The 18,561-nt window shown below is 70.5% G+C and carries 13 protein-coding genes, 1 tRNA gene and 2 pseudogenes; 4 read left to right on the top strand and 12 right to left on the bottom strand.

Features of this window, described 5'->3' with window-relative positions:
* Positions 1-21: 21 nt before the first annotated feature.
* Positions 22-429, bottom strand: a complete 408-nt coding sequence (locus tag ACZ56E_RS01475) for a hypothetical protein (RefSeq protein WP_471209628.1) — start codon at positions 427-429, stop codon at positions 22-24.
* A 343-nt stretch (positions 430-772) separates the two neighbouring features.
* Entirely contained in the window at positions 773-937 is a 165-nt protein-coding gene (locus tag ACZ56E_RS01470; RefSeq protein WP_471209626.1) for a hypothetical protein, read from the bottom strand.
* A 263-nt stretch (positions 938-1,200) separates the two neighbouring features.
* On the opposite strand from ACZ56E_RS01470, the gene ACZ56E_RS01465 reads away from it, so the two are divergent.
* Positions 1,201-4,770, top strand: coding sequence for an NACHT domain-containing protein (locus ACZ56E_RS01465; protein WP_471209624.1), 3,570 nt, complete (start codon positions 1,201-1,203; stop codon positions 4,768-4,770).
* A gap of 24 nt (positions 4,771-4,794) precedes the next feature.
* Entirely contained in the window at positions 4,795-5,043 is a 249-nt protein-coding gene (locus ACZ56E_RS01460; RefSeq protein ID WP_471209622.1) for a hypothetical protein, read from the top strand.
* A 473-nt stretch (positions 5,044-5,516) separates the two neighbouring features.
* Here the strand turns inward: ACZ56E_RS01460 and ACZ56E_RS01455 are convergent.
* The 6 genes and pseudogenes from ACZ56E_RS01455 to ACZ56E_RS01430 all read right to left on the bottom strand — a co-directional run bounded on the left by ACZ56E_RS01455 (position 5,517) and on the right by ACZ56E_RS01430 (position 9,769).
* Positions 5,517-5,590: transfer RNA gene (locus ACZ56E_RS01455), tRNA-Pro, on the bottom strand.
* A gap of 157 nt (positions 5,591-5,747) precedes the next feature.
* Positions 5,748-6,612 (bottom strand): annotated as a pseudogene (locus ACZ56E_RS01450) (MFS transporter); the annotation flags it as partial.
* Between the two features lie 297 nt (positions 6,613-6,909).
* On the bottom strand, positions 6,910-7,335 hold the full coding sequence (locus tag ACZ56E_RS01445; protein WP_471209620.1) for an MmcQ/YjbR family DNA-binding protein: 426 nt from the start codon (positions 7,333-7,335) through the stop codon (positions 6,910-6,912).
* Between the two features lie 49 nt (positions 7,336-7,384).
* Positions 7,385-8,359 carry an alpha/beta fold hydrolase gene (locus ACZ56E_RS01440; RefSeq protein WP_471209617.1) on the bottom strand — a complete coding sequence of 325 codons (975 nt, stop codon included), beginning with the start codon at positions 8,357-8,359 and terminating at the stop codon, positions 7,385-7,387.
* Positions 8,360-8,621: 262 nt separating this feature from the next.
* A complete protein-coding gene (locus tag ACZ56E_RS01435; RefSeq protein WP_471209614.1) occupies positions 8,622-9,209 on the bottom strand; it encodes a GNAT family N-acetyltransferase in 588 nt (195 codons plus the stop codon).
* Entirely contained in the window at positions 9,206-9,769 is a 564-nt protein-coding gene (locus tag ACZ56E_RS01430) for a helix-turn-helix domain-containing protein (protein WP_471209611.1), read from the bottom strand. The genes ACZ56E_RS01435 and ACZ56E_RS01430 overlap by 4 nt, the downstream gene beginning before the upstream one ends.
* Positions 9,770-9,974: 205 nt before the next feature.
* On the opposite strand from ACZ56E_RS01430, the gene ACZ56E_RS01425 reads away from it, so the two are divergent.
* The gene (locus ACZ56E_RS01425) at positions 9,975-10,766 is read left to right on the top strand and encodes an oxidoreductase (protein WP_471209608.1); all 792 of its coding nucleotides are present in this window, start codon (positions 9,975-9,977) and stop codon (positions 10,764-10,766) included.
* Positions 10,767-10,816: 50 nt separating this feature from the next.
* On the opposite strand, the gene ACZ56E_RS01420 is transcribed toward ACZ56E_RS01425, so the two are convergent.
* From ACZ56E_RS01420 to tdh, 4 genes and pseudogenes are all read right to left on the bottom strand, one after another.
* A complete protein-coding gene (locus ACZ56E_RS01420) occupies positions 10,817-11,716 on the bottom strand; it encodes a LysR family transcriptional regulator (protein WP_471209605.1) in 900 nt (299 codons plus the stop codon).
* 218 nt (positions 11,717-11,934) lie between these two features.
* A pseudogene (locus ACZ56E_RS01415) lies at positions 11,935-12,764 on the bottom strand (IS5 family transposase).
* A 550-nt stretch (positions 12,765-13,314) separates the two neighbouring features.
* Entirely contained in the window at positions 13,315-14,514 is a 1,200-nt protein-coding gene (locus ACZ56E_RS01410; RefSeq protein ID WP_471209602.1) for a glycine C-acetyltransferase, read from the bottom strand.
* A gap of 86 nt (positions 14,515-14,600) precedes the next feature.
* Positions 14,601-15,629: an L-threonine 3-dehydrogenase gene (tdh, locus tag ACZ56E_RS01405; RefSeq protein WP_471211472.1), complete on the bottom strand. Its 1,029-nt coding sequence runs from the start codon at positions 15,627-15,629 to the stop codon at positions 14,601-14,603.
* 413 nt (positions 15,630-16,042) lie between these two features.
* On the opposite strand from tdh, the gene ACZ56E_RS01400 reads away from it, so the two are divergent.
* Positions 16,043-18,529 (top strand): polysaccharide lyase 8 family protein, encoded by a 2,487-nt coding sequence (locus ACZ56E_RS01400; RefSeq protein ID WP_471209599.1) that lies wholly within the window; start codon positions 16,043-16,045, stop codon positions 18,527-18,529.
* The last annotated feature ends 32 nt before the right edge of the window (positions 18,530-18,561 follow it).

The raw sequence follows: 18,561 nt of genomic DNA, 5'->3' as shown, positions 1-18,561 counted from the left end.
CTCGCACACGGCTTAACTCCGTCAGGCCGGTCGAATCGAGAGCCGGGTGGTGGACAGATAACGACTGGCCGCCTGCCGGTTGTAGTCGGGCAGCCAGCGCGGCCCGTCCGCCTCGACGACATCGGTGACATACGCACCGCCGTACGTGGTACTGCGCACAGTCAGCAGTGCCGTACGGGCCGCGGTGGCCACCGTGTGCGCGGTCGGCTTGTCGGGACCGTAGACCTCCAGGTCGATCAGGGGCTGGTCGAGACGCTGGTCATCGACCCACGCCCCACCCGCCCGGGACACCAGGATGACCTTCTGCGTACCGTCGAACCCCGGCGGCGTCCGGTTGTCGATCACGACTCCGGCCAGCTCGGGCCGGCTCTTGAGATGTTCGACGACGAGGCGTTCCACATCAGGGAACACGATGGGCGGATCACTCACGCGCAACTCCTAGCGTGGTCCGACCTTCAGTGTGACCCGGGGGCGGGGTGGGTGCAATGCGCCTGCGAGACAATGCGGGGACTGTGTAGGTGAATGTGATACTCCGTCAATTAGGGCGTTATAAGCGGTAGTTGAGGAGCTACCAACTCCGCATGCGTGAGCCAACCCCGCGCGCGACGGCCGCGCGGACACCGCCTGACCGCCCGGGCCACCTGGGCCGCCTAGACTGCAGGCCACCCGAGAGACCTCTTTCCCAGGACGAGTTGTCGCTCATGCGGGTTGAGTTCATGCGCGCCCTCGCGTTCTTCCATCTAAGGCTTGCCAACGTCGAAAGCCCGTCACGTCAACGGCGTCGCCGCACCGTCATTAGGATCTGTCGCAGCACGGCCGCCGCAGCACGGCGGCGAGCCGGGCGCGAGGACCATACGGCCGGAAGAACCACGCCGGTGAACAGCGCCATGAACATCAGGGCAAGCAGCACGATCGCGTGTGAGGTCAGCCAGCGCACGGAAATTCCTTCCTTTCGGACGGCCGCCTAGTGCGGCCGGGGTCCGAGTCTGCGACCACCGCGCTCCAGTGGGACTGATCGCTGAAGAAGGCCGAAGACGGTGGCATCGACGCAGGTCACGTCATACGCTGGCGACAGTTTTCCCAAAGGCAGCGGAAACGGGGTGCCGTGTGGGGGATGCAACGGGCGCCGTGGCGGACTTCTGCGCCACGCTCCGCCGCACTGTGCGCGGCTGCGGGGTTTCACAGACGGAGCTCGCGCGGGTGCTGAACCGGAGCGACTCAGCCGTCTCCATGCTCCTGAACGGCCAGCGCGCGAGGGCACCCCAACTGGACGAGATCCTGCCTATCGTGAACCACTGCCGCAACCGGGTCGGCGCCCACTCCCCGCCCGGCCTCGTCCTGGATCCGGCGTGGTGGCGCGCACGCCTCGCCGAACTGGAGGAAACGGCGGAATGCCAACGACGCCGACGGCCTAGGCATGCCCAGGAGCGGTTACCCATCGAGCTGCCGGAGAGCGTCCCATTCGACTTCGAATCCGCCGTCAAGGTCTTGGTGGGCCGTCGGGACGGTTTCAAGGGCATGGACGCTGAGATCCTGGAACCGCTCAGGCTGGTCGACGCAGGGCCCAGCGAGCTACCCAGACTCTTCAAGGGCTTCGGCGCCCGGGTCCGTGCTTGCAGTGGCACCGCGAGGACAGCACTACTGTGTGCGGCGGATATGGTCCTTCTCGTAGGCGCCTTCTGCGACGCGGTCGGGCGACTCGGTGCCGTACGCGAGGCTGAGGCGACGGTGCAGGTAGACCTCCAGGCCCAGGTGCTCGAAGAACTCGGCCGCGTGGCGCTCGGATCCGCCCGCGTCCGATCCCCCTCCGAGCTCCGTGCCGAGATCGCCACCGCCTACGCGGCATCCGCCGACCTCATGGCATTCGGCGGCTTCAGCGGATCGACGTCTGACGAACTCGCACGCCTGTCCCTGCGCCGTTACGAGGCCCTGCACGCCGCGGTCACCTGGGACTCCCCTGAGTTGCGCCTCACCTCCGAGACGTATGACCCTGACGAAGAGGCGGAGAGGCAGCAGGCGACCGCGGACCGGGTCGGCCTCATCGGACTGGGCGTCCTCCTCAAGGAGTTCGCGCACGCCGACCCGGCCACCACGCGGCAACGGGAACTGCTTCGGGCGCCGATCGCCGCTGCCGACGGGGCGGGGCCGGTTATTCCCTCTCTGGCAGCCGGCTACGTAAATCCGGCCTTCCGCGTGGCTGGACTCCCGGCCGACTGGCAGATGGCCTCCGACACCTGGTGGGATGGCCGACCTCTCAGAGAGGACATCGCGGGATTCCTTGCCGCACACCTCCTCAGTCACCAGGCCACCCAGGCGCCCCTCCTGGTTCTCGGCCACCCGGGCTCGGGAAAGTCACTGCTTATGAAGCTCATAGCGGCCCGATTACCCCAATCGGAGTTCTCGTGCCTGCACATCGAGCTCCGGCACGTTCCTGCCGAACTCGACGTCCAAGGACAACTCGAGTGGGCCCTGTTCAGGTCGACCGGGCATCAGGCGGCTTGGCCGGACGCGCTGCCCTCCGGTGAAGCCGTCCGAGTCGTCCTGCTCGACGGGCTGGACGAACTACTACAGGCAGGCGCGGGCCGGCTCGACATGAGCAGGCAGTGGCGGTACCTGAGGACTATCGAGCAACTCCAGCAGCGCGAATACGAGCTGGGCCGGCCGGTCATCTTCATCGTGACGAGCCGAACCGTGGTCGCCGACCAGGTGCTGACCCCCACAGCCTCTGCGGTCCTCCGTCTCGAGCCCTTCGACGACGCCCGCATCGTCTGCTGGCTGGAGGTGTGGCAGGCAACAAACCGGCGTTACTTCGCCGCGCACCACGTCGAACCGCTCTCGTGGGAGGTGGTGCGCCCATACCGGGATCTGGCGTGCCATTCGCTGCTCCTACTCATGCTCGCTCTGTACGACGCGACCGGGAATCCGCTTCGCCGCCTCGGCGGCCGGGACATTCGCCGCGTCGATCTGTACGAACGGCTCCTGGTGGAGTTCGTCCGACGCCAGATCGTCAAACACGACGACCCGATGCCACCTTCCGCAGAAGCTGAAGCGGTCGAGAAGGAGCTCAAGCGACTGGGCGCGATCGCCATCGGAATGTTCAACCGCCGCAGTCAAAGCCTCACGGCGGGCGAAGCGGATCGCGATCTCGGCAGTCTGCTGGGCGAAGCCGGCTCCGCTCTGCTCTTCGGCCGGTTCTTTTTCGTACACGAGGCGCAGGCGGTAGTCGCGGAGGAACGCCTGCGCTCGTATGAGTTCCTGCACGCGACGTTCGGGGAATACCTGGTCGCCCGGCTGGTTTGCGACGAGCTGGAACGGATGCGCGCCCGAGCTGAGCGGGCCGGGGCGGCGGGGTGCGACGACGCGGTGCTCCGAGCCCTGCTGTCGTTCGTCCCGCTCAGCGACCGCACGCACGTCCTCGAAACGCTCCGGGAACTGGCCGGACCGGAGGGGCCACGCTGGCACCGCGGCCTGCCGGGACTCCTGCGGACCCTGTTCCATACGGACGAGCGCACCAGTGACGGGTCGTCCGACGTCACGTACCTTCCAGCCGCTCGGAGGCGCACCGAACGGGACGCGGTCTACGAGGCGAACCTTCTCCTGCTCGCCCTCGTCGTCGAAGACGGCGTCCGGGCCTCGGATTTCCTGGCGGTTGCGGATCCCGGCGATCGTTGGTGGCGATGCGCACAGTTCTGGCGTTCCCAGTTCGGTGAGGCGTCTTGGGAGTCCTTCGCCCGTTCCGTGTCTGTGGAGAGAGCCACCACCGGCGCCCTCACGGGCGACCTACAGATCTCCCTGCAGGGGACCACCGAACTTGTGGGCGACGTGTCCTGGACCCTGCGCCGCAGCGTGCTGGGGCCGGCCGCTTTCCACGACGCACGAGGGGTGGACGCCGCCGATCTGACCAGGCGGCTGTCCCTCCTGTGCGACACGGACGTGCAGCACGTGCTCCACGCTCTGGCACCTCTGTTGCGGAGCTTGCCAAACACCCTGCGCACGTACCGCGTCGACCAGGAGCAGCGGGCTGTGTCCGGGGCGCACGCCCTCGTGGGCTTGCTGTGCCGGGACACACGTCAGCCTCTCGCCAGGCACTATGCCGATGTCCTGGATGTGCTGCGACACCTGCCCGAGCCTGAGCGCCCGCCCGTCACGGACTTCCTCATACGCCACCTCGTCCATGACGCCTCCTGGCTGCCGGAGGAGATCGTCCAGTCCCTCCTCGTTGAGGTGATCCGGTCAGCTACCGCAGGCGACGGGGCGCTATGGGGTGCGCTGTGGCCCGTGCTCGAGGAGTACGTGATCCGAGGGTTGGCACGGGTGGATCCGGAGCAGGAGGCGTCGGAGTTCAGGACCCTGGTCGGCCACCTCCGCCGGTACGCGGCACTGTTCCGCGGACCGCGGGAACGCCTGCAGCAGATGCTGAGGGAGGCGGGGAGCACCCAGATCTGGGCGGAGGGGGGATGGAGCCCGGGGAGCGCGGCACTGGAGCGGGGGCGCAGCCTCCTCGAGGGGCTGCCCGCGGACAAGCGGGACCCGGGACTGGTCATCGGACTTCTGCGGCTGGCTCATGAACTGGGGCAGCGGGAGTGGCTTGGCGAGAATGCCGAGCCACTTCTGCTGACTCTGCGACCAGCGGACGTGCTCCGGATGCGCGCGAGCGACGCCGACGTCCTGCGGCCCGTGGTCCGGGACGCCGGGCTGCTGGACTCGCTCGAGACGATCCAGGAAATTTGGCGTGGTCCCGTCCGGGGCGGCGGGAAGGGGCCAGGCTAGGGAGACCATGCCGAGGCACCAACCGTGCTCACCGCCGACGAGCCCCTGCAGATAGCGGGTTTCATGACCGGCTTCTATGGCAGCTTCGCCCAGATCTCCGAGAGCAAGCTCGGCCTAAAAGCGAGATTCCGCGAGTTCCTCCACCACCTGCTCCCACCGACACGGGCCAGCGTCCGCAGCGCTGTACTCCGTGAGCTGGAGCAGGTCGAACGGAGTTCTCGTAACGAGCTGCTTGAACGGCTGGCTCCGCTGGCCGTGAACAGCATCGTCTGACCGCCCCGAGGCCGCGCCCGCCCCTGTGGACCTGTCCCGTTCCACTGCGCGGGCGGCAACGAGCCTTCCTCCGCACTACGCGGAGACGGGGCTCTGTCGCTCCAAGAGCATATGAACGACACAGCCCTGCCCAACTCCCGGCGGGCGGGCGGCACCCAGGTCTACACCACAAGATCACACCTTGGGACGGGGCCGACAGACCGGAGGGAAGCTTGCCAGCAGGCCATCCACGTGACGCCGACAGCGAATGCCGCAGGCGCCACTCCACAGAATTCAACAGTGGAGTCAGCCGGGCGACCTGGAGTCGGACGCGTTCGGGAGTCCGTCCGAAGTTGTCGCGCACGATCACACCGGTGTCAATCAGCTACGTCGCCGACACCGAGAGGGGCTAGTCCCCCCAACCGGTTCCCTAAAACGATCGTGAGGCTGTATCGAATACTTTCGATACAGCCTCTGACCTGCATAAATGCAAGTCGGGACGACAGGATTTGAACCTGCGACCCCTTGACCCCCAGTCAAGTGCGCTACCAAGCTGCGCCACGTCCCGTTGCCCGCGTGACCTGGGGTTTCCCCTGGCCGAACGCGCACCGAAACAATACCGCACTCCGACCGGTGATCGCTCACCCCTTTCCTGGGTGCGGACCGCCCCGCACGGCGAGTGACGCTCGAAGCCGCTGCTGGAGTACGGGGGAGCGTGACCCGGATCACACTCCCCGGTGCTCCCGGCGCTCCGAGGGCTCGGCAGAGGCCGCGGGCTTTCGTTCGCTGGTTCGGTCAGGCGGGCGCGGTCTCATCAGTGCGGGACCGTCGGCGCGTACCAAGCTGCGGATCGCCGGAACGGACATCAGGGCGGCGCCCACCACCGTCGTCACCCCACTAGTGATCAGGACCGTCTCCACGCCGAAGGCGGACGCCCCCGGGCCCGCGAGGTCCTGGCGGCGACCGGCAGCATGGCGAGAGAGCCCATTACGTCGTAGGTGTGGATGCGCTTGAGGACGTCCGGCGGAACCTGGGTCTGGACGCTCGTCGCCCACATCACACCCCAGAAGGAGAGGCCGGCGCCCGCGACGGCCGCACCCGCCGCCATCAGGGGAACGCCCAGTTGGGCGTTCCCCGTGCTCCTGGACGACAAGCGTGGCCACCAGCGGCACGGTCGGACCCGTGGTCGTGATCATCAGCAAGCTGAAGACGGCTATGACGCCCCACAGCCAGGTACCGGCCCTGAATTCGCGCCAGCCCTGGACCAGGGCGCGGAAGCCCTTGCTGGCGGCTGCGATCCGGGGCGCGCGGGCGGCAGGCGGAGCAGGAGGAGGCACCGGGTGCTCAGTCCGTTCGTTTCCATGTGCGCGGCGAAGATCGCTCTGGGGACGCGAAGCCGACCAGGAACACCGGCGGCGCCGTTGACCAGGCCGATCGCGGATCTGCCAGAGGACGACGTGTCCCGTGAGGAAAAGGGGTGCCGGGCCGGGCGAGGTCGGCGGCGGTCATCAGCAGGCAGGGGCTGAATCGGTCGGCGAAGACCCCGCCGAAGATCACCAGAGCCGCAAACCAGACGGCCGTCGCGGCCATGAGCGACCGGCGTCATGGTGGCGCCGAGCTTGGCCACGGCAGGCACGGGCCGGCCGCGAAGACTGCCCGTAGTCCTGCGACCAGATTTCCCGGTCGACCCCGGTCTGGGTGTCCTGACCTCGACCTGCCGTGCGCCAGCCTGTGGGCTGCCAGCCGGCCGGCCCTCGACTGTCGCGACTCCGGCTGTCCTGACCCGGCCCGCCGTGAGTCCGGGCGTCCGGGCCTAGACCACCGTGCCCCCCCCCCGCAGGCGACGGGAGACCCTGCCACGGCACGCAGGCAGCGCTCCCGACGTACTCACCCCGCAAACGCCACCCCCAACTCCGGGTGTTCCTCGAGGAGTCTGGGTGGGGCGGCCTGGCGCCAGGAGTCGGCCAGGATGTCTTTGAGCTCGTCGGCGTCCAGGGCCGCGAGGCGCACTCGGACCCAGGCCGAGCCTGCCTCGTGGGCGGCTACCCAGAACTTGTCCGGCTCGGCGAGGACCAATTCGTCGCGCTCGACCTTCGGGCAGCGCACAGCGAAGGACGTCTCGTCGTCGGGGACCGTCACGAACATCTTTCCCGCCACGCGGAACGTGGGCATGCTCCATGCCACCTTCTCCACCGTCTCCGGCAGGGCGAGGGCGATGCGGCGCACGTCCTCGGAGGTGACGCGGGCACGGGATCCGGACTTCGACGGCTTCAGCGACTTCACTGGCTGCTGCGACTTCGACGGCTTTGACATGCGAAAACCGTAGCCAACACCACTGACAGTCACCCCTCGGCCGTCACCTTCAGAGGACCCGCTTGTCCAGCCACGCCGTCAGGTCCTCCTGGACTTCGTCGCGGTTGGTCTCGTTGAGCATCTCGTGGCGTGCGTCGGGGTAGCCCTTCCACGTCAGGTCCTCGATGCCCGCGTACCGGTAGTCCTCCAGGAGTTCGTGGACCAGCGTCATCCTCTGGTTGCAGGGGTCCTGCTCGCCGACCGCGATGTGGATCGGCAAATCGGTGGGCACGCGCGCGATGTTGCGCGGGTCGTTGATCTTCCGTACGGCGCGTACCCAGTCCAGTGAGAGCCCCGCCGAGAAGGCGAAACCGCAGCGCTCGTCGGCCACGTAGGCGTCGACCTCCGCCTCGTCCCGCGAGAGCCACTCGAAGCCGGTGCGGTGGGTGTACGGGTCGTTGAACGAGGCGAAGAGGTCGGAGACGTACGACGAGAGGGCCGCGCGGCCGCGTTCGGCGATCTCTCGTTCCAGGCGGGCGATCGAGCCCTCGATCTCGGCGCCGGGCAGCGAGCGGAACGTACCCGAGAGGATCACTCCGGCGAGCCCGTCGGCGTACTCCTGCGCGTAGTCCCGCGCGAGGAGCGAGCCGAGGCTGTGCCCCAGGAGGAAGAACGGGGTGCCGGGGTGCAGCGTGCGCACCTGGTCGCCGATGGCCTTGAGGTCGTCGACGATCGCGCGCCAGCTGTCGGCGCCCTCCGGGCCCGCGCCGGAGGTCACTCCGTAGCCGCCCGTGGCCTGCGCGGTGGCGCCGTGACCCCGGTGGTCGGAGGCGACCACGCCGTAGCCGTGCGCGGTCAGATGGCGGGCGAAGCGGTCGTAGCGCAGGGCGTGTTCGGCGGCGCCGTGCGCGATCTGCACGTACGCGCGTGGCCTGCCGTCGGCGGGCAGCCAGGTGTACGTGGCGACGGGGACGCCGTCCGCCGCGTTCAGCAAACCCGCGGTGTATGCGGCGGGGGCGGTGGATTCTTCGGCTCGGTCGGGCATCGCGGCGGGCTCCCTGGGGGTGCGGCTGATTCTCTTCGCTGGTTCTCTTCGGAGCAGCCTCCCCCGCGCGCAGGACGTCATGCGGACCGATGTTGCTCCATGCCCCGTACCGAGTCGCAGCACCGCCGACGCGTACTCGTGCGTACGGTGTGCTTCCCGCCCGGCGGCAGCGGCGTGCGGCTGTACACGATGTCGAGCGCGACTCTCCCGTCGGCCCGTTCACCACCGTGCGGACCAGTTACGCGTATCTGGCGGCGCTGCGCTACTGACGCGCGACGCGGTCGGTGCCGAGCCGCTTGTAGAAGAGGGTCGTCGCGTGGAGGGCTCCGGACGGGTCCGCCGCGTAGTCGGGGATGGTCCCTGCCGCCGTCCAGCCGACCTTCCTGTAGACGGTCTCGGCGGGGCTGCCGGTCTCGGTGTCCAGGACGAGAAGCGTCACGCCCGCGTCCGCCGCCGCCCTCTCGGCGGCGTCCAGGAGGGCGCGGGCGATGCCCTGGCCGCGCGCGGAGGGGTGCACCATCAGTTTGGTGATCTCGGCGCGGTGGCGGCCGTTGGGCTTGTCGGTGAAGGCGACGCCGACCGTGCCCGCGATGCGCCGGGCGCCGTGACTCTCGGCGTGGGCCACCCAGACTACGAGGGTGCCGTCCGCGACCGACGGGGCGAGGCCGCGCCACCAGGTGGTGGCGGTGGCCCGGTCCAGGTCCGCGAGGAAACCGAGCGAGGAACCGCCCCGTACCGTCTCGAACAGCAGCTCCGCCAGGCCGTCGGAGGCGTCGAGGAGGGCGGGGGCGTCGAGGCGTACGAGGTGCGTTTGGGACGCGGCGGTCGTCACCGGGCGGGTCGCGGTCATGGCCTCACCACCACGAGTGCGTACCGCACGGCCTCCTCGCCCCGGCAGCGGAACCGCGACGCGCCCCACAGCCGGAAGCGCAGACAGTCGCCTGTGCGCAGGGTGTGCACCTCGCCTTGCAAGGTCACTTCCAGGGAGCCTTCGAGCACCCAGATGTGCTGCTCCAGGCCGGGCACCGGCGGCCGGTCGTAGGCGATGTCGGCGCCCGGCTGCAGTCGGCCCTCGACCAGTTCTGCGCGCATTCCTGTGCTGGGGGGCGAGACGGACCAGCGCATGAAGCCCGCCTCGTCGTCCGCCCAGACCGCTTGGTCGACGGCCCGGACCAGCTGGGCGGGCTCTGCCTCTACCTCGCTGAGGAGCTGCGACATGGTCCGTTCGTAGACGGCACACAGGCGGTTGAGAAGGGCCGCCGTGGGGCTGATCTCCGCGCGCTCGGCACGGGACAGGGTGGAGCGGCTGATTCCGCTCAGCTCCGCCAACTCGCCCAGGGACCAGCCGCGTTCGGCACGCAGCTCGGCCAGTCGGGCGGCGAGGCGCGCGTCGACTCCGTCGTGTTCCATATCTGGCACGCTATCCCGCATATGGGATGGTGCCAATTGTGGTCCATACCCCGGACACACGTCTCACGCGCGGCACGCCCCCATGCCCCGTCATGCGGATCAGTTCGTGGGCATCGTCGGCACGCGCGCGCCCACTCAGTGGGGAGCTTGCGCGTCTCCGCCTGGAGAAGGATGTTGCGCTCACGGAACGGATGGCAGGGAACTCATGGATCTGCGACTGAATGGCAAGTCCGCGCTCGTGACGGGGGCGAGCCGTGGGATCGGGCTGGCCACGGTGGCCGCGCTGCTCGACGAGGGCATGCGGGTCGTGGCGGCGGCCCGCACGCTCACTCCGGAGCTCAAGGCCACCGGCGCGGTCGGCGTCGCCGTGGACCTGTCCACAGGTGACGGGCCCGCCCACCTCGTGGCCCGTGCCGAGGCCGAACTCGGCGGGCTCGACCTCCTCGTCAACAACGTCGGCGGCGGTGACGCGGACGCGGGCTGGACGGGTGGGTTCCTCGCCTGCACCGAGCAGCAGTGGCGCGACATGTTCGACCTGAACTTCTTCGCCTCTGTACGCACCACGCGGGCCGCGCTGCCCCACCTCACCGCCGACGGCGGCGGTGCCATCGTCAACGTCTCCTCCACCAGCGCCCGGACACCGCACGCCGGCCCCATCGCGTACAGCACCGCCAAGGCGGCGCTCACCGCGTTCGGCAAGGCGCTGGCCGAGGAGTTCGGGCCGCGAGGCGTACGGGTCAACACTGTGTCGCCCGGCCCTGTGCGCACGGACATGTGGGAGAGCTCCGACGGGTACGGTGCACAGCTCGCCGCAGCCATGGGCGTGCCCCACGAGCAGTTGCTCGACGGCCTCCCGGACATCGCGGGGATGGTCACCGGCAGACTCGCGGAGGCGGCCGAAGTCGCCGCGCTCGTCGCGTACTTGGGGTCGCCGGTCGCCGCCGGTGTCACCGGGGCGGATTATGTGATCGACGGGAACTCGGTCAAGACGGTGTGACGTCGAGGCGGTGTGACGTCGTGACGGTGTGTCGTGCCCCGTGGGGGCGCTCAGGCCGCCGCGTCGCCCAAGGCGTCAAGGACCGGGCGGATCAGCGGGTGGTCCTCCGCGCCGCACCGGACCGCCGCGAAGACGCGGCGTGTGGGGGCCGCGCCCTCCACCGGGCGCACCACCGCCCCCGACACGTCCATGCCGCGCAGGGCCGAGCGGGGTACGAGGGCGACTCCCGCGCCGGCCGACGCGAGGGCCACCACCGCCCGGAAGTCGTCCGACCAGTGCTCCAGTAGGGGCTGGAAGCCGGCCTGTTCGCAGGCCAGGACGACCACGTCGTGGCAGGGGTTGCCTGCGAAGGGGCCGATCCACGCGTCCTTCGCGAGCTCGGCCAGGGCCACCCGTTCCGCGTCCGCGAGGCGGTGGCCGAGGGGGAGCACCGCGTCGAAGGGTTCGGCGTAGAGCGGGACGCGGGTGAGCCGCGGGTCGTCCGCGCCCGGCGCGCCCCGGTACTCGACTGCTACGGCGACGTCCACCTGCCGGTCGAGGACCATCGGCAGGCTCGCGTCGCCCTCCGCGTCCTGGACGCGGACCCGGATACCGGGCGCGGAGTCGGCGAGGCGGGCCAGGGCGGGGGCGACGACCAGGCCGATGCCGGTGGCGAAGGCCGCGACGGTGACGGTGCCTGCCTCGCCGGAGCTGTACGCGGCGAGCTCCGCCTCGGCGCGCTCCAGCTGGGCCAGGACCGCGTTGGTGTGCGTGAGCAGGATCTCGCCCGCCGCCGTCAGCCGTACGCCGCGCGCGGAACGCTCGACCAGGCGGTGGCCCGTCTCCTGCTCCAGGGCGGTGAGCTGCTGGGAGACGGCGGAGGGGGTGAGGTAGAGCGCGGCGGCGGCGGCTGTGACCGTGCGGTGGTCGGCCACGGCACGGAGGATGTGCAGGCGCCGGGCTTCGATCATGCACCGATTCTCCCCTACGGGGGGGCTCATCCGTTCTTGGGGGGGGCGCCCCTCGCCGGTCGGGGGTGCGGGGTGTTCCCCTCGGTGTGAGGGGGCTGCCACCGGCCGGTGGGGGCTTGGCGCGCGTTCCCCGCCCGCCTAGCGGAGGCGTCGTCCGTCGCCCCGGTGGGGTGTTCCCCTCGCCGCTGGGGCGCAGGCCTAGGTTCTGTCGTCAAATGTCACGCCCACATCAGGAGCGATGCCAAGGTGACGGCTGCTTCGTAGGACCGGGCGGTCTTGTCGTAGCGGGTGGCGATACCGCGCCGCTGCTTGAGGCGGTTGAAGCACCGTTCCACGACGTTGCGGTGCTTGTAGACCTCACGGTCGAAGCCCGGCGGGCGGCCTCCACGGCTGCCTCGCCGGGCCCGGTTGCCGACCTGGTCGGCCCGCTCGGGAATCGTGTGCGGTATGCCCTTGCGGCGGAGCCAGGTGCGGATCACCTTCGAGCTGTAGCCCTTGTCGCCCAGGACGTGATCGGGCCGGGTGCGGGGCCGCCCCGGTCCGATCCGGGGCACCCGGACCGCTTCCATCACGGCGGTGAACCGGGTGCAGTCGTTGATGTTGCCACCGGTGACGACGAAGCCGAGCGGACGGCCCCTGCCGTCACAGGCCAGGTGAATCTTGCTGGTCAGCCCGCCTCGGGAACGGCCAAGGGCCGGGTCGCAGAGCCCCCTTTTCGAGCTCCGGCCGCATGCTGGTGGGCCCGGACGACCGTGGAATCGACCGACACCAGCCACTCGATGTCTCCCGCCGCGTCCGCCTTCGCCTGCGCAGCCCGCAGCATCCGGTCGAACGTCCCGTCCGCCGCCCACCTGCGAAAACGCGTATGCAGCGTGGCCCACGGCCCGTAACGCTCGGGCACGTCCCGCCAGGCCGTCCCGGTCCGGAACTTCCACACGATCCCGTTCAGGACCCTGCGGTCATCCAGCCGCTTACGCCCCCGCAACGACTCGGGCAGCAGCGGCCGGACGAACTCCCACTCAGCATCGGACAGTTCATGACGACGTATCACAACACCATGATCCGCCAGCGGTGATCATTTGAAGACACTGCCTAGGGGTGTCCACCGGCCGGTGGAGGCTGAGCGCGCCGTTCCCCGCGCCCCTCAGCGGGGCTTCGCCCCCGCCGGGAATCCCCCACCCGTCGGCCGGTGGGGTGGTCCCCCCGCCGCTGGGGCGCAGGCCTAGGGGTGTCTGCCGGCCGGTGGGGGCTGAGCGCGCCGTTCCCCGCGCCCCTGAACGGGGCTTCGCCCCGGCCGGGAATCCCACCCGCCGCCCGGTGGGATGGTCCCCCCGCCACTGGGGCACAGGCCTAAGGGTGTCCACCGGCCGGTGGGGGCTGAGCGCGCCGTTCCCCGCGCCCCTCAGCGGGGCTTCGCCCCAGCTGGGAGGCGCATTCGCCGGGCGGGGCGGAGCCCGCGCCCTGGGGGCGCGGGGAACTGCGCGCTCAGCCCTCCACCGGCCGGTAGAGGGTCCTGGACCTGCGCCCCCGCGGCGGGGGGGAACACCCCGGGTCCTCCGAGCCCCCGAAGGGAGGGGCACCCTAGAGGCTCGGGGTCCCTACCCCTTCAGTTCAGCTCGCGCAGCGACGAACGCGGCTACCGCACGGTCGACATCCTCCGTGGAGTGCGCAGCGGAGAGCTGGACGCGGATTCGGGCCTTGTTCTGGGGGACCACCGGGTAGGAGAAGCCGATTACGTAAACGCCTCGGTCCAGGAGGAGTTCGGCCATGCGGGCCGCCACGGCCGCGTCGCCGATCATGACCGGCGCGATCGCGTGGTCGCCGGGCAGGACGTCGAAGCCCTCCTCCGTCATGCGGGAGCGAAAGAGCGCCGTGTTCACGGCGAGGCGTTCACGCAGGTCGTCCGCCGATTCCAGGAGGTCGAGGACCTTCAGGGAAGCCGCGGCGATGACCGGGGCGAGGGTGTTCGAGAAGAGGTACGGGCGCGAGCGCTGGCGCAGCAGGGCGACGATCTCGGCACGGGCCGCGACGTAGCCGCCGGAAGCGCCGCCGAGCGCCTTGCCCAACGTACCCGTGATGATGTCGACGCGGTCCATGACGCCGTGCAGCTCGGGAGTGCCGCGGCCGCCGGGGCCCACGAAGCCGACGGCGTGCGAGTCGTCGACCATGACCATGGCGTCGTACCGGTCGGCCAGGTCGCAGATCTCCCCGAGCGGGGCCACGTAGCCGTCCATGGAGAAGACGCCGTCGGTGACGATCAGCTTCCGGCGCGCACCGCCCTCGGACGCCTCTTTCAGCTGCTGCTCCAGGTCCGCCATGTCGCGGTTGGCGTAGCGGAATCGGCGGGCCTTGGAGAGGCGGATGCCGTCGATGATCGACGCGTGGTTGAGCGCGTCGGAGATGACCGCGTCCTCCGCGCCGAGCAGCGTCTCGAAGACGCCTCCGTTCGCGTCGAAGCAGGAGGAGTAGAGGATCGTGTCCTCCTGGCCGAGGAAGGCGGAGAGGCGCGCTTCCAGCTCCTTGTGGACCTCCTGCGTACCGCAGATGAAGCGGACGGAGGCCATGCCGTAGCCCCAGCGGTCGAGCGCCTCGTGGGCGGCGGCGACGACCTCGGGGTGGTCGGCGAGGCCGAGGTAGTTGTTCGCGCAGAAGTTGAGGACCTCGCCGGGGCGGCCCCCCGCGGTGACCGCGACCGTCGCGGACTGCGGGGTGCCGATGACGCGCTCGGGCTTGTGCAGCCCCGCGGCGACGATCTCGTCGAGGGTGGACTGGAGGTCTTCGCGTACGGAGTCGAACATGCGGATTCCTTAGGAGAGTTCAGGGGCGGAGGCCGGTGCGAAGGGCGGTGCGACGGGCGGTGCGAAGGGCGGGCGGCACGTGAGGGTCAGGTGGTCCAGTCGAGGATGACCTTGCCGCCGCGGCCGCTCGCCGCGTCGTCGAACGCGGCCTCGAAGTCGCGGTGGCCGTACCGGCCGGTGATGACGGGGGCCAGGTCGAGGCCACCTTCGAGCAGCACCGACATCGCGTACCAGGTCTCGAACATCTCGCGGCCGTAGATGCCCTTGATGGTGATCATCGAGGTGACGATCCGCGACCAGTCGACGGCGAACTCCTCGGCGGGCAGGCCGAGCATGGCGATCTTGCCGCCGTGGGTCATGTTGGCGACCATGTCGCGCATCGCGCGCGGGTTGCCGGACATCTCCAGGCCGACGTCGAAGCCCTCGCGGAGGCCGAGCTCGCGCTGGCCGTCGGCGATCGTCGACTCCGCCACGTTCAGCGCGAGGCTCGCGCCGATCTTGCGGGCCAGCTGCAGGCGCTCCTCGCTGACGTCGGTGATCACGACGTTGCGGGCGCCCGCGTGGCGTGCGACGGCGGCGGCCATCAGGCCGATCGGGCCGGCCCCGGTGATCAGTACGTCCTCGCCGACCAGTGGGAACGACAGGGCCGTGTGCACGGCGTTGCCGAACGGGTCGAATATCGCGGCCACGTCCAGGTCGACGGGGACGCGGTGCACCCACACGTTCGACGCGGGCAGCGCGACGTACTCCGCGAAGGCACCGTCCCGCCCGACTCCGAGGCCGACCGTGGCGCGGCACAGGTGGCGCCGCCCGGCCAGGCAGTTGCGGCACTTGCCGCACACCAGGTGGCCCTCGCCGCTGACCAGGTCGCCGGCCTTGATGTCGGCGACATCGCGGCCGGTCTCCACGACCTCGCCGACGAACTCGTGCCCGACCACCAGCGGCGCGGTGATCGTCTGCTGCGCCCAGCCGTCCCAGGACCGGATGTGCAGGTCGGTGCCGCAGATCCCGGTGCGGAGCACCTTGATGAGGACGTCGCCGTGGCCGATGACCGGCTCCGGCACGTCCTTGAGGCTGAGACCCGGCTCTGCCTTCTCCTTGACCAGCGCCTTCACGGCCACGGCTCCCGTCGTACGTCGCTTCTTCCCCCGACGACACAGGAATCTTCCCTACGGCGGCGCCCCGGTCCATCGAGGATTTCTTAAGCGCCGCCGCAGCTTTCCTTCAGACCTGTGGGTCAGCGGGTCCGGCCGCGCTCGAAGTAGCCGATCAGCTCCGGGGCGGGATCCGATCGAGGTCTTCCGGGTCTTCGACGACCTTGCGGTGGGTCGCCGGGTAGTAATCGGTTACTCCTCGCGTCAAGGCAATGGAGCCTCGTCCTCTTGGGCTTTCGCCCCCTCCCCTAGGGACACCGGGAAGAAAGGCCATAGAAAACGCTCCCAGCCCCTTGCGCCTCATAGCAACCGCTTACATGCTGTCGCGGAATCGGCTCGCCCGGAACGCCCCGACGACACCTCTGGGAGTTCGCATGCCCACGCCCGACTCCTGCTCCTCCTCCACACCCCGCCGTCGCGCCCTCCTGATCGCGGGCGCCGCCTCCGCCCTCGTACCGCCGGTCGCGGGCGGCACGGCATGGGCCGCACCGGCCTCCGAGAACGCACCCGAAGCCGAAGCCGAAGCCGTCGACGCGGACGCGGAGGAAGAGGCGTACGACACCCTGCTCGCCCGCGCCGCCGCGCAGCTCACCGGCGGTGACTTCGACGCCTCGGACCCGGACTTCGCCGCGGCCCTGAAAACCCTGGACACCCAGGCGTCCGGCTGGTGGCGGCAGTTGGACCGGTCGGCGGGCCGGGCCGCGCTGTGGTCCGACCTCTCCCCCGCCTCGGAGCCCGGCAACTTCGGCCAGAGCTACACCCGTCTGCGTACCATCGCGACGGCCTGGGCCACCCCCGGCACCTCCCTCAGCGGCAGCGCGGAGACCGTCGACACCCTCCTCGACGCGCTGCGCTTCCTGCGCTCCACCGGCTACCGGCCCGACCGCCCGGAGTCCGGCAACTGGTGGTTCTGGGAGATCGGCGCGCCCCGCGCGCTCATGGACACGTGCGTGCTGCTGCGGGCCGGCATGCCCGCCGCCGACCTGGCCGCGTACACGGCGACGGTCGCGAAGTTCTGCCCGGACCCGGACCGCCGCACCCACTCCCCGACGCTCGCCGAGACCGGCGCCAACCGCGCCGACAAGGCCGTCATCGTGGCCCTGCGCGGCCTGCTCACCCGGGACACCGCCACGGTGGCGCTGGCCCGCGACGGCCTCTCCGACCGCCGGGACAACGGCAGGAACAGCCTTTTCCAGTACGTCACTTCGGGGGACGGCTTCTACGAGGACGGGTCGTTCGTGCAGCACGGCTCCGTCGCGTACACGGGAACGTACGGCAGTGTGCTGCTCGGCGCCACGGGCCAGTTGATCGCGCTCCTCGCGGGCTCCCCGTGGGCGGTCACCGACCCGAAGACGTCCGTGCTGTACGAGGCGGTGGACCGGACGTTCGCGCCGGTGGTCTTCGACGGGCTGATGATGGACGCGGTACGCGGCCGGGCGATATCCAGGGAGAAGGCGCGGGACCACAACGACGGGGCGGCGGCGCTCTCGCACATCCTGCAGCTGGCCACGGGCGCGCCGACCGCGTACGCACGGCGCTGGCGGGCCCTCGCCAAGGGCTGGATCCACCGCAACAGAACCACTCCGTACCTGGGTCTCGTGGGCATTCCCGCTCTGGCCCGCGCCAGGGCCGTCCTCGACGACGGGTCGGTCCCGGCCGCGGACCGGCTCACCGGGCACTTCGTCTTCGCCGGCATGGACCGGGCGGTGCACCGGCGGCCCGGCTGGGCGCTCACCCTGTCGCTCTCCTCGCAGCGCGTCGCCGCGTACGAGGCGGGCAACGGCGAGAACCTGCACGGCTGGTACACCGGCGACGGCATGACCTATCTGTACGACGGCGCCGACCTCGGGCAGTTCGGCGACGCGTTCTGGGCGACCGTCGATCCGTACCGCCTGCCGGGCACGACCGTGGACACGCGGGCCCGCGCCGACATCGGCTCGGGCGGCGGCACGAGCACGTACCGCCCGAAGAACGCCGTGGCGGGCGGCGCGGCCCTGGGCTCCCGGCACGGCGCCGCCGCCATGGAACTGATCGCCGACGGCAGCACCATGCGGGCCCGCAAGGCGTGGTTCTTCCTCGACAACGCATGCGTCGCGCTCGGCGCGGGCATCGGCGCGAGCGACGGGCGCACGATCGAGACGGTCGTCGAGAACCGCAATCTGCACGCCGACGGGCCCGTGCGGCGGCTGACCGTCGACGGCCGCCGGCAGCCGGAGCACGACGGCTGGTCCGCCCGGCTCGGCGCTGCCCGGTGGGCGCACCTGGACGGCACCGGCGGCTACGTCTTCCCCGACTTCCCCGGCCGCGCCGCCGACCCGGGCCTGCGCGCGCTGCGCGAGGAGCGCGTCGGCGCGTGGCGGGACATCAACACCGGCGCCGACACGGGAGGCAGCGCCTCTCCGGTGCGGCGCCGCTATCTGACTCTCTGGCTCGACCACGGTGTGTCCCCCTCCTCCGCCGCGTACGCCTACGTCCTGCTGCCCGGCGCGAGTGCGGCCGCGACGGCCGCCTGGGCGCAGGGGCCGCCCGTGCGGGTCGTGGCCAACAACGCGACCGTGCAGGCCGTCGAGGCCCGCCGGGACGGGCTGCTCGCGGCACACTTCTGGGGTCCCGGCCGGGCCGGCGGCCTCACTTCGTCCGGGCCCTGCACGGTCCTCGTGCGACGCGGGCGCGAAGGCGTGTCCGTGGCCGTCGCCGATCCCGGCCGCACGGGGGCGACGGTGAGCGTCGAACTCCCCTTCGGGGTGCGGGAGGTGGTCCGTGCCGATGACACGGTGACGGTCGTGCCGGGGGCTCGGCCCGTGGTCACCGTGCGGGTGAGCGGCTCTCGGGGCCGTACACATACGGCGGAGCTCGTCTGACCTCCGGACGCTCCTCTGGTCCCGGGACCGGC

The organism is Streptomyces sp. NPDC039480 (assembly GCF_055597165.1).
The sequence above is the reverse complement of the archived record's forward strand: the minus strand, read 5'-3'. Positions and strand labels throughout refer to the sequence as shown.

Bases quoted from the DNA above. Each gene is read 5' to 3' on its own strand.
- ACZ56E_RS01445 (WP_471209620.1), bottom strand. From the start codon at position 7,335: ATGTCAAAGCCGTCGAAGTCGCAGCAGCCAGTGAAGTCGCTGAAGCCG.
- ACZ56E_RS01440 (WP_471209617.1), bottom strand. From the start codon at position 8,359: ATGCCCGACCGAGCCGAAGAATCCACCGCCCCCGCCGCATACACCGCG.
- ACZ56E_RS01435 (WP_471209614.1), bottom strand. From the start codon at position 9,209: ATGACCGCGACCCGCCCGGTGACGACCGCCGCGTCCCAAACGCACCTC.
- ACZ56E_RS01430 (WP_471209611.1), bottom strand. From the start codon at position 9,769: ATGGAACACGACGGAGTCGACGCGCGCCTCGCCGCCCGACTGGCCGAG.
- ACZ56E_RS01425 (WP_471209608.1), top strand. From the start codon at position 9,975: ATGGATCTGCGACTGAATGGCAAGTCCGCGCTCGTGACGGGGGCGAGC.
- ACZ56E_RS01420 (WP_471209605.1), bottom strand. From the start codon at position 11,716: ATGATCGAAGCCCGGCGCCTGCACATCCTCCGTGCCGTGGCCGACCAC.
- ACZ56E_RS01410 (WP_471209602.1), bottom strand. From the start codon at position 14,514: ATGTTCGACTCCGTACGCGAAGACCTCCAGTCCACCCTCGACGAGATC.
- ACZ56E_RS01400 (WP_471209599.1), top strand. From the start codon at position 16,043: ATGCCCACGCCCGACTCCTGCTCCTCCTCCACACCCCGCCGTCGCGCC.